The sequence below is a fragment of the Halomicrococcus pelagicus genome (assembly GCF_051917725.1).
Taxonomy (GTDB): Archaea; Halobacteriota; Halobacteria; order Halobacteriales; family Haladaptataceae; genus Halomicrococcus.
Window position 1 is genome coordinate 297,021 of record NZ_JBQBLX010000007.1, and the last position, 13,300, is coordinate 310,320.

General features: G+C 63.7%; 11 protein-coding genes. 5 read left to right on the plus strand and 6 right to left on the minus strand.

Going from position 1 to position 13,300, the window contains the following annotated elements:
• Nucleotides 1-66: 66 nt before the first annotated feature.
• Nucleotides 67-2,541 carry an alkaline phosphatase D family protein gene (locus ACTF4R_RS19270; RefSeq protein ID WP_440009901.1) on the minus strand — a complete coding sequence of 825 codons (2,475 nt, stop codon included), beginning with the start codon at nucleotides 2,539-2,541 and terminating at the stop codon, nucleotides 67-69.
• A gap of 109 nt (nucleotides 2,542-2,650) precedes the next feature.
• Nucleotides 2,651-2,932: a hypothetical protein gene (locus tag ACTF4R_RS19275; RefSeq protein WP_440009903.1), complete on the minus strand. Its 282-nt coding sequence runs from the start codon at nucleotides 2,930-2,932 to the stop codon at nucleotides 2,651-2,653.
• A gap of 177 nt (nucleotides 2,933-3,109) precedes the next feature.
• Here ACTF4R_RS19275 and ACTF4R_RS19280 point away from each other — a divergent pair, with 177 nt between their 5' ends.
• Together ACTF4R_RS19280 and ACTF4R_RS19285 are read left to right on the plus strand one after the other, a co-directional pair.
• Entirely contained in the window at nucleotides 3,110-3,607 is a 498-nt protein-coding gene (locus tag ACTF4R_RS19280; protein WP_440009906.1) for a cation:proton antiporter regulatory subunit, read from the plus strand.
• A gap of 2 nt (nucleotides 3,608-3,609) precedes the next feature.
• On the plus strand, nucleotides 3,610-4,818 hold the full coding sequence (locus ACTF4R_RS19285) for a cation:proton antiporter (protein ID WP_440009908.1): 1,209 nt from the start codon (nucleotides 3,610-3,612) through the stop codon (nucleotides 4,816-4,818).
• Between the two features lie 436 nt (nucleotides 4,819-5,254).
• Here ACTF4R_RS19285 and ACTF4R_RS19290 read toward each other — a convergent pair whose 3' ends face one another.
• Nucleotides 5,255-6,484, minus strand: coding sequence for an MFS transporter (locus ACTF4R_RS19290; RefSeq protein ID WP_440009911.1), 1,230 nt, complete (start codon nucleotides 6,482-6,484; stop codon nucleotides 5,255-5,257).
• A 146-nt stretch (nucleotides 6,485-6,630) separates the two neighbouring features.
• Between ACTF4R_RS19290 and ACTF4R_RS19295 the strand changes: the two genes are divergently transcribed.
• Both ACTF4R_RS19295 and ACTF4R_RS19300 read left to right on the plus strand, forming a co-directional pair.
• Nucleotides 6,631-7,707: a CNNM domain-containing protein gene (locus ACTF4R_RS19295; RefSeq protein WP_440009912.1), complete on the plus strand. Its 1,077-nt coding sequence runs from the start codon at nucleotides 6,631-6,633 to the stop codon at nucleotides 7,705-7,707.
• 225 nt (nucleotides 7,708-7,932) lie between these two features.
• Complete coding sequence (locus ACTF4R_RS19300; RefSeq protein ID WP_440009913.1) at nucleotides 7,933-9,591, plus strand: potassium channel family protein; 1,659 nt, start codon at nucleotides 7,933-7,935, stop codon at nucleotides 9,589-9,591.
• Nucleotides 9,592-9,718: 127 nt separating this feature from the next.
• Here the strand turns inward: ACTF4R_RS19300 and ACTF4R_RS19305 are convergent, their stop codons facing one another.
• Together ACTF4R_RS19305 and ACTF4R_RS19310 are read right to left on the minus strand one after the other, a co-directional pair.
• The gene (locus ACTF4R_RS19305; protein WP_433627219.1) at nucleotides 9,719-9,883 is read right to left on the minus strand and encodes a hypothetical protein; all 165 of its coding nucleotides are present in this window, start codon (nucleotides 9,881-9,883) and stop codon (nucleotides 9,719-9,721) included.
• A gap of 514 nt (nucleotides 9,884-10,397) precedes the next feature.
• Nucleotides 10,398-10,775 carry a cupin domain-containing protein gene (locus ACTF4R_RS19310; RefSeq protein ID WP_440009916.1) on the minus strand — a complete coding sequence of 126 codons (378 nt, stop codon included), beginning with the start codon at nucleotides 10,773-10,775 and terminating at the stop codon, nucleotides 10,398-10,400.
• A gap of 292 nt (nucleotides 10,776-11,067) precedes the next feature.
• Between ACTF4R_RS19310 and ACTF4R_RS19315 the strand changes: the two genes are divergently transcribed.
• Complete coding sequence (locus tag ACTF4R_RS19315) at nucleotides 11,068-12,246, plus strand: M24 family metallopeptidase (RefSeq protein ID WP_440009918.1); 1,179 nt, start codon at nucleotides 11,068-11,070, stop codon at nucleotides 12,244-12,246.
• A 196-nt stretch (nucleotides 12,247-12,442) separates the two neighbouring features.
• Here the strand turns inward: ACTF4R_RS19315 and ACTF4R_RS19320 are convergent.
• On the minus strand, nucleotides 12,443-13,300 hold an 858-nt coding region (locus ACTF4R_RS19320; RefSeq protein WP_440009921.1), incomplete at its 5' end, for a (Fe-S)-binding protein.

The following is a 13,300-nucleotide window of genomic DNA, read 5'->3' on the forward strand; positions in this document are numbered from 1 at the left end:
TCGAAGGTAACCGCCAGCCCTCTCGAACTCCGCCGGGGACTCGGGGGGCCACACTCCACGACGACGTCATTCGCTGGGAGCTGACTTTCCGTTGGCCACGTCGTCGAACGAAAGCTGGAAGGGCCATCCGGGAAACTGTTCGGCGTCCGGGGCGGTCGGATTCTCGTTCCACGGCCAACATTCGATCGTGAACCGTTCGGCTTCGTGGTCGACGTGCACGAGTCCGTACCCCTCACGCTTCCACGTTCGGTCGCCGATACTCCGCGTTTGCCCGTCGACGCGCTGCCGGAACCGCTCGTACGAAATCGTCGGGTTTGCGGCGGCCAGTACGCGAATCTTGTTTCCGAACGCGTCGGTGAAATGTCCCGTGTTCGGTTCGCCAGTACCGTGGGGAAGCTGTCGCGACGGTTCGAACCAGCGCTGGAAGAGAGTTCCGCCTGCAGGACCGGTGAACTCGACGACGCCGTCCGTGTGGGTGTCGATACCGTGGCGAACCAGCGTCGAGAGATGACGGTCACCCGACAGTACGAGCGCTCCAGCGTCCCGCAACAGTCTGACGGCGTCGTCCCGACCATCCTTCGGGAAACCGTTGGAGTCGAGGTCCTTGTTCGGCCGTCCATCCGGCGTCGTCTCTATACACGCGAAGGGCGTCTGGGTGAGACACACTCGCGCCGGTCCGCTGGCGATACGGGTTCCCCACTCGTGCAGGAATCGTCGTTGTCGCCTCCCGAGCAACTCCCGGTCTCCGGGCTTCTTCGGCGGCGATTTGAACTTTCGACCTTCCACGATCGCGAAGTCGACGCCACCGTAACGGAACGCGCCGTAGTAGACCGAGATCCCTCTTCGAACCGGAGTCGGATCGTACGGGTCGGGGTTGTGACAGCACTGCGTCCGGATGACGAGATTGATGAACTCGCTGGTACCGGCGTATCCGCCGCGGCGGTAGCGGTTGAAGGGCACGCTCTTGCCCTTCGCACCCCAGAGGTTCGACTGATACACGTCGTGGTCGTCGGTGAGCACCACTGTCGGCCTGTTACGCGTCAATCCTCGAAACGCCCACATCCAGAGATACCACTTGTACAGGTAATCCAGCGTCGGATCCTCGTCGTCCAGCCCGGTCATGGGGTTGTTCTGGTAGTACTGGTCTCCGGAGAAGACGAGGAGATCGGGGTCCTGTTTCCGGACGTTCTGCACTAACTCGCCGTGCGGAAAGTAGAAGTTGTCGGACGTGTAGCGGCCGAACTTGCTCGCCTGCTTCCGAGTGACCTGCTCGACGTCGCTGCTGGCAGCGCGCCGTCTTCGGCCTCGCTGGAACCCCCGGACGGTCGGTGCGAAGCAGCCCAGAAGGGCGATTGAACAGTCGCCGCTCGGTTCCGGATCCGCCCGAATCCGTCCGGAGTACGTCGTTCGTTCCCCCCTCCCGTCCCGGTAGACGACGCGATACTCCCAGCTACGGGTCGGGTCCCAGTCCTCGACGCGGAACAACGCCGCGTATCCGGTACCGACGTCGGCCGTCCCAGCGGTCGTCCACTCGTCGGTATCGACGCGGCGGTACTGAAGCTCCGTCGTTCGCGGTTCGCTTTCACCGAGCGGCACGAACTGCGCGGACAGCCTGAGCACCGACCCGTTCAGCGAGTAGAGCGTCCCGGCGATCGGCCCGAACGTCCGGTCGGGAAGTCGGTCGATCTTCTCGCCCCCAGTTCGGAAGTCGCGAAACCACCAGCGCGTCCCGGCCTGCCCCGGCGACGAGACGAGTGCGATGCTCCCGAGCAGGTCCGTTTCGGGAACGTTGCGGCGTACCGTCTCCGAGAGCACGTCCTCGCTCTCCGCGTCGCGCGCGACGAGTCGTACGTCGAACCGTTCCTCCGCCACCGGAACGACGTCGACGTCGAGCCGAATTCGCCGGCCGGGAGTCACCCCCGTCGACTCGTCGGTCGGCGTTCGTCGTTCGGCCGGCAGTTCGGCGAACGCGAGGGGCGCCGTCGTGCTCGTGTGTTCGCGGAATCGAGCGACCCCGTCGCGACCGAACGTGCACAGGAGGCCGCCGCCCGTTCCCGAACACTGCTGTGCCAGGGCCGCGGCGCGGTAGTCGAGCGACCGGTTGACCCCCAGGAGGAGTCCGCAGAACCCACCGGATTCGGTTCCGTCGGACCGACGGTCGGTATCGACGATACCGGCAGTGACGCTGATGCGACCCGGCGCGTTCCGGCGAACGAGTTCGCGTGTGAGGACGCCGACGGTGCGAACCGGCAGCTTCGGATCGCCCCGACGACACTCGATGCGACCGTCGTGGAGTCGCCAGTCCTGCAACCGATTCGTCCAGAACTGGTCCCCGATCCACGGCCGGGTGACGTCCTCCGGCAAGTCGGCGACCGGTTCGAGTCGGGCGCCGTCGGGAGAGTCGAGACGGCCCTCGTCGTAGTCCAGTGACCGATCCAGCACCGCGTCCGCTCCCACGGCCGTGAGCGAAACCGCCTGCAGGAAATCACGACGAGTGCCGCTCGATTCGTCCGCGCCGGTTGTCGTGGTCTCTCTGGTCATCGAATCTCTCCGGAGTGCTACCTCGGCTCCACGCGCTATGATACCGAATCGGAAGTAGGTGATGACCGCGACCAGGCGGGTCCGGAAGAACGCAAGCAGTCGTTGTGTTCTACCGGGATTCTTTGTACTCGGCAACGGCGTCGCGGATTTCGCGTGCTTTGGTCCGTCCGTGAGCGAGCGGCGGCGTAATCACGGACGTCTGGTATCGCAACTTCGATTCCCTCCCGTCGTCGGAGTCGATATCGGAGAGAACGGCGAGAAGCATCCCGTCGTTACCCTGGTATTCGATGGAATCGTCGACCCTCTTCGAACGGAGGCCCTCCACCTTCGAGGAGATAATCCGGTGGGCGTCCGCTTTCTCGAGACGGAGATAGAGGGTCTCGAAGCTCATTATTACCACATGGACGCGGACGGGCTTAAATCGCCTCCATCGAGGACCGGTCCGCGAGCCTCGAAACCGGTGTCGGAACTGCAGTCGTCGGCGAAAACGTCGGACGAGCGAGTAGACGTCGAGCGAGCGGTCCGCGAACACATGACGTTTATCGTTTTTCGGCTCTGTGTATCCTCTATGACGATTTACGAGACGGAGGTCCCGGGAGTCGGACACAAGTTCGAACTCGAACTCCACGGGGACTCACGGCTGGTCGTAATCATCCATCACGACGGAAAGCGGGAGGTGTATCTCCGCCCCGAAGAGAACGCGGACAGTCAGAAGCTGTTCGCCCTTCCCGGAAAGCGCGCCCGCCAACTGGGATCGATTCTCGAAGGTGCGTACTTCCAGCCCGTCGAAATGGACGAGATCCAGGTTCCCATGGGGGATGCGATCATCGAGTGGGTCGAAATCGACCCCGAGTCGACGTTAGCGGGGCAATCACTCCAGAAAGCGAACATCCGTGAGCGAACGGGCGTCTCCGTGCTCGCGATTCAGCGTGGCGACGAGACCATCGGCAATCCACAACCGGACACGGTCATCCAGGCGGACGACATTCTCGTTACTCTCGGGATGCGGGACGAACAGCGGGCATTCTCCGACCTCGCCGAACGAGTCGACGACCAGGACGCCTAAGAATGGCGGAGGTGTTGTTGCTCGAGGTCGGAATCGCACTCACCGGTATCGCCGTCGCTGGCACGTTGGCCAACCGAATCGGTCTCTCCGTCATCCCCGCCTACATACTCGTCGGCATCCTCATCGGCCCGAACGAACCGTCGTCCGTCGCCGGAATATCGCTCACGCTCGTCGAAGACCGCGAGTTCATCGACGTCCTCGCCGAGCTCGGTATCGTCTTCCTGCTGTTCTTTCTCGGCCTCGAGTTCAGCATCTCGCAACTGCTGAACGACCGAACGCGAATCGTGAAGGCCGGGACCGTCGACTTCCTCGTCAACTTCGGGCTCGGAATCGTTCTCGGCATCGTGTTCGGATTCTCGATAATCGAGACGCTGTTCGTCGCGGGAATCGTGTACATCTCCTCGAGCGCGGTCATCACGAAGTCGCTGACGGAGAACGGATGGATCGCGAACCCGGAGAGCAGTCCGATACTCGGAACGTTAGTGTTCGAGGACATCCTCATCGCGATGTATCTCGCGTTGCTTTCGGCGGTGGTCCTCGGTAGCGGTTCCGTCGTCGATGCGTTGACCACCGTCGGCACGGCGCTCGGGTTCCTTGGCGGCCTGACGATCGTCGCGTGGTACGGGGCCGAGACGGTGGAGCGAGCGTTCGACGTCCCGTCGGACGAACTCTTCCTGCTTCGCATCCTCGGAACGACGACGCTCGTCGCCGGCGTCGCACTGGCTGTCGGGTTGAGCGAAGCCGTCGCAGCGTTCTTCGTCGGGACGGCGTTCAGCAACACCGACCACACCGGACGCATAGAGGACGTCGTCGCTCCGACACGGGACTTCTTCGCTGCAGTGTTCTTCTTCGCGATCGGACTGACGACCGACGTGACGGTGCTCGGTGACGTCGTGCTCTTGCTCGCGAGTGCCGTCGTCCTAACGACCGTCGGGAAGGTCGCGAGCGGTACTCTCTCCGGTCGAGTGTACGACCTCGACGGGACGCGGTCGCTCCGCGTCGGACTCGGCTTGGTCCCACGAGGGGAGTTCTCGCTCGTCATCGCGGCGTTGGCTGCCGGGTCGGGAACGGAGACGCTCCGGTCGGTGATTCCAGCGTTCGCCGTCGGTTACGTCTTAGTGATGAGTATTCTCGGAACGATCCTGGTCCAGCACGCCGATGGGATTACCAACATAATCCACGGTGGACGTGGCAGCCTCTTCCCCGAGTAGTACGCCCGCGAAGCCCGAAGGTCTTCACCTCGAACGCACCTGAATCACCGAGCCGAATACGGCAGTCGAAGCCGTCCGGAGCGTTACAGCGCCCGCCGCCATGTAGTGAGTTCGTCAGTCAGCGTCCACGAAGACGTCGAGCGTCGCGTCGCTTCCCTCGGTCGTTATCGTCGCATCGACGTAGTTCCCGCTGGAATTGGTCTCGTACTCGACGTCCTGTACTGCCGTCGCAGCGTACCGAACTCACGACGGAGAAGGTCGTCCACGGGTCGGGCAAGCAGGGGCCACCTCCTATGTTCTTTAGCCGACGACTGGCAGGTCACGACGTGTGTTCGCCTCACTCGAAAGCCGATTTTCGAAACGACCGACCGTCTCCGCCAATCTGTCGAGTCATCGGTACCCGGAGAACTGCTAGCGTAACAGTCGGCGCTGCCCGTCACTCGCTGAACGTCGGTGACTGGGTGAGATCGAGCCGGAGGAACGCTGGAAGCGTAACGACGACGATTCCGGCTTCGAGAAGCCCGGCCGTCAGGAATGCGGCACCGTAACCGAAGGAGCCGGTGACGACACTGCCGACGACGAACCCGGCGAGGAACCCGAGGTTACCGAAGACGTTGAAGCCGCCCATCGCGACGCCTCGATTGGCGTCGCTCGCGAGGTCGGAGACCAGTGCCATCGTCGCCGGCGAGACGAGGGCGCCGAACACGCCCAGCAGTACCATCGCACCGCCAGCGAGCCAGAGGGTCGGCGCCAGATACACTGCGACGACGGCGGCCCCGTAACAGAGCGAGCCGAGCGTCACCGGAATCTTTCGTCCGACCCGGTCGGAGAGAACGCCCAGCGGGTACTGGAGGAGTGCGAAGGGACCGAAGAACAGTCCGAGCATGATTCCGGCTCCTGCCGCGTCGAGCGAGAACGTATCGCGGAAGTAGACCGTGCCGACGAGCGCGAAGAAGCCGGCCGTGAGTCGATCCACGAACCCGAACGCGTAGGGAAAGCCCAGTGCCGGCGTCGTCCGGAGGCGCTGGACCACCTCACGGGGTCCCGGACGCCCTTCGGACGGTGCCCGGTCGACGAGTCGCGTCGCCAGCACGCCAGCCAGCAGGAGGGCACCGCCCGCTACCCAGAGCGGGACGATGGTACCTCGTTCGTATAGTAGACCACCGAGAGGTGCACCGAGGGCCGTTCCCAGTCCGATGGCGATGCCCGCTGCCCCCATGTTCCGTCCGTGACCGCCCTCCAGATCCATCAGCATGGTCATGGCGAGGGAGAACGCACCGATGGTGGACGCTCCCTGCAGGAAGCGCAGGATGAGGAGCGTCTCGAAGCCGACGTAGTGACGCGGCCCCAGCGACGCGAGAGCGAGATAGCCCGCGGCCCCGCCGAGCGCTCCGACGACGATGAACGGGACGCGACGGCCGGTTCGGTCGCTCAGCACCCCCCAGACGCCCGCGAAGAGAACGAAGCCAACGAACTCCGCGGCGAGAAACCACGTGCTGGCATCGAGTTGCGTCGTCGCTCCGAGCGTCGCGACGAGATCCGTGACTCCGGGATAGAGCAGCACTTGCGCGAACAGGACGACGAAGATTACGAGGGCCAGTACGCCCCGATCACGTCGTACTACCGGCATCGAGAAGTTCTCGACCTTCGGAGCGTCGCGAGCCATTCGACTAGTAGTACTCCGTCCTGGCGATTATAAACGTCGTCTGACGAGCGCAGTGGTACTGGTACCCAAACGGGCGCATCGTGAAATCGATGCGCCTCGCGCCGGTACCACCAATAACTTGACGCTCGAAGGTCACTGCCGGAACGATGAACTCAATCGAGATTTGGATTCGGCTACTCGGTGGTGTCGGACTCATACTGACGAACGCGTTCTTCGTGGCGATCGAGTTCGCGCTGACTCGCGCCCGCCAGTTCACCGAAGAGGAGTTCGTCGGCGACTCCCCTTCGCTGGAGCGCGCCTGGGAGATGACCCAGAACCTGGAGATCTACCTGACGACCTGCCAGGTGGGAATCACCGCGTCGAGTATCGCGGTCGGTATCGTCGCCGAACCCGCGCTGGCCGCCATGTTCGAACCGCTGTTCGCGAACACGGCAGTGGCGGCTCTCGGCGGCGGAGCGATAATCGCCTTCCTCATCATCAACCTCGTTCACCTGACGCACGGCGAGCAGACGCCGACGTACCTGGGCGTCGAACGGTCCCGGATGGTCTGTCGGTACGGGGCCGCGCCGCTGTACTGGTTCAACTACCTCATCTCGCCGCTCATCAAGGTCGGCGACTGGGTGGCGAAGGGGACGCTGGGGCTCTTCGGCATCGAGATGACCGGGAAGTGGCTCGAAACCGAAGAGGAGGCCATCGAGTCGCGAGCCGACCTCAGGAACCGCCTCGGCTCGGTTCTGGAGGAAGGTGATCTGTCCGACGAACGCCACGAGGAGGTTATGAACGCGTTCCAGATCGGCGAACAACCGGTCGAAGAGATGATGATTCCCGCGGAGGAGATCGTCGCGCTCTCCACGGAAGTCGACGACGAGGAGAACTTCCGACGGATGGCAGAGCGCCCACAGACCCGGTATCCCCTGGTCGGCGAGGACCTGACTGATTTCCGCGGCATCGTCTACTTCCCGATCCTCGCCCGTCACCGCGAGAAGTTGGCCGAGGGCGACGTCGACTTCACCGAACTGGCAGCGCCGCCGATGACGCTCTCACCGGACACGGACGTGAGCGACGCTATCGACCAGTTCCAGGCCGAGAACCAGGAGCTCGCGCTCGTCATCGAGAACGGCGAGGTCGTCGGCCTCGTGACCGTGACCGACCTCCTGGAGTCGGTCACCGGCGACATCGAAGATCCGCTCGACCAAGAGGAGATCACGGAACCCCAGGACTGACGGTACGATAACGGCTCTACCGCCACGGTTGTGACACGCCCGGATTTTTACTCGTGGCTCGCCGAGACGCTCGAAGAAGAAGCAAACGGAATACTCGGCGCTGCGGAAGACCAGGCCGATGAAGACTGACGTCACGTCCGTGCCGCTCGATCGCCCGTCGGTCGGTCGAGACACCGTTGGTTTAGTGGGCGAACAGGCCATCGGCAGAACGTAGGGAGCCATCCAATGCGCGAACTCCGAGATATAGAGGGGCTACATCCCCGAGACCTCTCTCGTCGACAGCGACTGATACTCGTCTACGCGGTCGGGGTCGTCTCGATCATCCTCGTCTACACGGTCGTCTACAACGTGGGAATGCGAACGCTCGAAAATCGCCCCCAGTCGATTTTCCGCTCGCTCCAGACGGTCACGGAGACGATGACGACGACGGGGTACGGTGCGGACGCGGCGTGGTCGACGCCAGCGATGAATCTGCTGATGGTGACGATGCAGGTCACCGGCGTCGCTATCGGGTTCGTCACGTTACGCATTCTCGTCATCCCGCTGTTCGAGCGGACGCCGCTCAACCTCGACGACCGCCTCTCGATAAAGAACGACCACGTCGTCATCGCAGAGTACCAGCGCGACACCGGCGTCCTGCTCGACGAACTCGAAGAACTGGACGTGGACTACGTCCTCGTCGAGTCCGACGAGGACGAAGCGAAGCAGCTCTCCGACGACGGTTATCAGGTCATCAACGGTGACCCCGAGGAGCGCTCGGACCTCGACCGCGCCAGCATCGAGAAGGCAAAGCTCCTAATCACCGACGCCGGCGATAGCACCGCGAGTATCGTCCTGACGGCCCTGGAAGCGAACGAGGACCTACGGGTCATTAGCTTCACGGCCTCGACGCGCCGCAAGGCAGCGCTCGCCGAAATCGGCGTCGACCGAATCGCTGCCCCGCACGCACTCATCGGCCGGCGACTGGCCGAAAAAGCGACGACGCCAGTCACGGTCGACGTGTCGACCACCGCCGACCCGGTTACCATCCGAGAGATACTCGTCCGACGGAACAGCCCGCTCCACGGCGTCCGACTGCGAGAGTCGCCGCTCGCGACCCATCCGGACTTGACGCTGGTCGCCGGGTGGTTCGACGGCGAATTGCGCCTGTCGCCCTCGCCCGACGAACGCCTCACGCCCAACACCGTGTTGGTCGTCGCCGGCCCGGAGAGCGCGATTTCCGAAGTCGCGAGCGAGATGACGGGCGTCCGGACGCCACGTAACTCGGCGCAATCGCGGGTGCTCGTCGCCGGTCTCGGAGAGGGCGGTGCGGCAGCTATCGACGTGCTCTCGACGGACGTGTCCGTCACGACCATCGACGAATCGGAGAGCGCGCAGCCCGACGTCGTCGGTGACGTCACCGAACCGGAAACCCTCCGGGCGGCCGGTATCGAGGACGCGTCCGCACTGGTCGTCACCGTCGACGACGACGCGACTGCACTGTTGACCATAGCCATGGCTCGATCGCTCTCAGAAGACGTGGAGATTCTCGCACGCGTGACCGACGCCGACAAAGCGTCGGAGGCGTTCAGAGCCGGTGCCGACTACGTCCTCTCCGTCCAGCGGGTGTGCGCACGCCTGGTCGCGGCGGAGGTTCACGGCGAACGAGTCATGGACCCCGTGGGCCAAATACGGCTGATACGGACCGATGCGGCGTCGTTCGTCGGGGATTCGCTGGCAGACGCCCGTCGTACGCCCGAACGAGGGTGGACCGTGGTCGGCATCTCGCGCGACGGCACCGTCCACACCGACGAACACGCTACGATCGAGGCCGGCGACGACGTGTTCCTCGCCGGCAGTGACGACGCGATACAGGAGTTCGAACGAAAAGTTGGCAGGACGTAACGGTACTCAGAGCTCGGGGGGTGACATATCTGGTTAGCGGACGTCGGTACCGCGTAGCCTCGTCGAAGCGGGAGACGACGCTGTGACTACTCCGGCGCGAGGAGCGCGTCGCTGTCGCTCCTCGCCCTCACTCCGTTACGAGGAGATTCACTCCGAGGAGGCAGGCCAGGAGGATCACGATGACGATTCGTACGTGCGTTACCTGTGCGAACTCGACGATGGTGTTTACGAACGTCGTGAACATCGTTACGACGGTCAGCGTTTCTTTGAGTAGATGCGTCGTGTTGTCCATGTTGGGCGGCTCGGATCGGGGAACGGTTGGCGTTCGTCGAACTGTGCCTCTGGTTGCTCGGTCGACCGAACCGGCGTCCGGCCGTCACGATGCGATTGTTCCTCCACAGTCCACGGATAAGATAACCCCTGGCCGTTCGTGGACGACGAACGGTTGTTATCGAGTTAGTGTGTCGATAAGTACGTCACGGCGTCCCGGTCCCGAATCGCGACCGCCGAGAACCGTTCAACACTCGACCGCGCGCAAAAACGGTACGAACGAGTTACGGCGTTGCTAAGCTCTGGTACGTCCACTACGGTCCCCTCCGACGAACGGGACGACGACCTCGGACTCGTTGCCGCGAACAGGGGAGAGCCGAAAGGAGTCCCGTACCGCTTTCGGCTGGTTTCATTCCCCTTCGGCCTAAAATATTTCTACCTTGGGATTGTTTATCATTCTCGTGGAACGGAGAAATACATGAACGATGATGACGACCACGAGCTTTCCCGTCGGAGCGTCATCGGCAGCGTCGACGTCACGCGTCCTCGGGCTCGTAGGGATGGACGTCGTCGGTCGACGGTGCGCCGACGGCGAGTACCCGGACCGTCTCGTCGGCGTCCGTCGGATTGTATGCCCGGTGCGGGCTCTCCGGCTCCGCGACGAACACTTCGTCTTCGCCCACGACGTGGGTTCCTTCCGGCGTCTCGACGTGGAGTACCCCCGAGAGAACGACGAACGCTTCCTCCTGCTCGTCGTGGACGTGGTAGGCCAGCGGTAGCTGTTCGCCCGGCTCTGCCCGATAGACGTTGAGCGCCATCCGCTCCAGGCCGACGGCGTCGCTCACGGACCGGTGTTCGGACGGCCGGTCCGGCGTCGGGGCGACGTCGTCGAACGGTACGACGTGATAACCCATGACGGGGCGAAGGACTGCCGGCGGTAAATACTCACTGTCATGGGACGCCGCTCGAACCGTCACGGAGAACGAGCCCAACCGACGGTGTTCGCGAACGTAACTGCTGGGTTCTCGCCACCGCCGAGCGGAAAATCCGCGTCGAGTGTCACCGACCGAATCGGTAGCGGTGCGCCGGTTCACCGTTCCGGCGATGGTTCGAGGCGAGACTCGACGGCCACGTACACACATTCCGTTTGTATGGTACACAAAAAGCTTAAGAAATATCTCGTTCGACTATTTGAACGACGTTGTCATGCCACAGGCAGTCTTCGACAGGAACGAATACGAACGGCGGATAGAGCGGACGAAAGAGCGGATGCGAGAGGCGGACCTAGACGCGCTCGTCGTCTCTGACCCCGCGAACATGAACTATCTCGCGGGCTACGATGGGTGGTCGTTCTACGTTCACCAAGCCGTCATCGTGACCCACGAACGCGACGAACCGATCTGGGTCGGGCGAGAGATGGATGCGAACGGCGCGCGAGCGACGACCTGGCTCGCCGAGGAGAACATCCGGTCGTACAGCGACGACCACGTTCACTCGCCGTACGACCTGCATCCGATGGATTTCTTCGCCGACGTACTGGAAGAACTCGACGTTCAGGACGCGCGCATCGGCGTGGAGATGGACGCGTACTACTTCACTGCGAAGTCGTACACCCGACTCCAGAAGAACCTCCCCGACGCCGAGTTCGACGACGCCACGCTTCTGGTCAACTGGGTTCGGGTCAGGAAGTCCGAGCAGGAACTGGAGTACATGCGGCAGGCCGCACGCATCTCCGAGAACGCGATGCAGGCCGGACTCGACGCGGTCGGAGAAGGCGTCCCCGAGTACGAGGTGGCGGCGGAGATCTACGACGGCCTCATCAGGGGGACCGACGAGTTCGGGGGCGACTACCCCTCTATCGTTCCACTGATGCCGTCCGGAGACCACACCGGAACGCCGCATCTCACGTGGACCGACCGCCCGTTCGAGCGTGGCGACCCCGTCATCATCGAACTCTCCGGCTGTCGGAACCGGTATCACTCCCCGCTGGCGAGAACGACCTTCGTCGGCGACCCCCCCGAGGAGATGCAATCCAGGGCAGAAATCGTCGTCGAAGGGCTCGAAGCAGCGCTCGACCACGCCGAACCTGGCGTCACCGCCGAGTCGGTCGAGCGGGCGTGGCGTGACGTCATCGGGAAGTACGACATCGAGAAGGAAGACCGGATCGGCTACTCCATGGGGCTCGGCTACCCGCCGGACTGGGGGGAACACACCGCCAGTCTCCGGCCGGGTGACGAGACGGTGCTCGAAGAGAACATGACCTTCCACATGATTCCGGGCCTCTGGTTCGACGACTTCGGCGTCGAACTCAGCGAGACGTTCCGCGTCACGTCGACCGGTGCCGAAGTACTGGCCGAGTTCCCGCGAGAACTGTTCACCGCCTGAGAGCAGCGAAAATCGGAGGCCGCCGCGTTCACCCGATTTTTATCTCCGACTGCCACTGGTTCGCCTACCAGTCTCGTCGAAGAGAAGGCGTTCGCCGTTTCCGAACTCCGCAGTTCCTCATCGACGCTCTCTTCCACCTCTCTCGGCCGTGGTCGTCCCTTCCCCTTCGACGTCGAAATCCCTCGATCGGCGACCGCTACCGCATCAATTCGGCGACCTTCTCGATCGGATGGTCGGGTTCCGCTCCTCGCTCGCGGTCGCCGATCTGGGTTCGACACGACGCGCCGGGCGCGACGACTTCTTCGCCGTCGCTGGCGTCGATCTGGTCGAAGAGGATGCCCGCGATGGCCCGGCTCAGCGAGTAGTGTTCCGCCTCGTAGCCGAACGAGCCCGCCATCCCACAACAGCCCGAATCGAGTGCGTCCACCTCGTACCCCGCCGCACGGAGGACGTTGGCCGAGTGGCCCTCTTTCTTCGTCGCCTTCTGGTGGCAGTGGCCGTGGTACGTGAGACGCTCGTCGGGGCTTCCGAGCGCGAGGTCGTCCGTCAGGTCGAAGGCGTCGAGGTACTCCATGACGCCGTACGCGTTCGCCGCGACCCGCTCGACGGCTTGCCCCGAGAGCAAGTCGCGGTAATCCGACTGGAACATCACGGCGTCGGAGGGTTCGACCAGAACCACGTCCCACCCGTCGGCGACGTGCGGCGCGAGCGCCGAGACGTTGTCCGCTGCTCGCTCCCGAGACGTGTCGAGGAACCCTTTCGAATGCGCTGGTCGCCCCGTCGCGGTCACGTCGTCGGGTATCTCGACGTGGACGCCCGCCGCTTCGAGCACCCGGACGGTCGCCTTCCCGGCCTCGGGATGGTTGTAGTTCGTGTAGGTGTCCGGGAACAGGAGCACCCTCCGGGTCGCATCAGTCTCGGGGACGCGCGCCCCGCCGCGGGCGTCGAACCAGTCCTCCAGGCTCTCGCGGTGGAAGGTGGGCAGCGAGCGCTCGCGGGCGACGCCGACTGCTTTCTCCATGACGGCGCGGGCCCCCGGCACCTTCGACGCCCA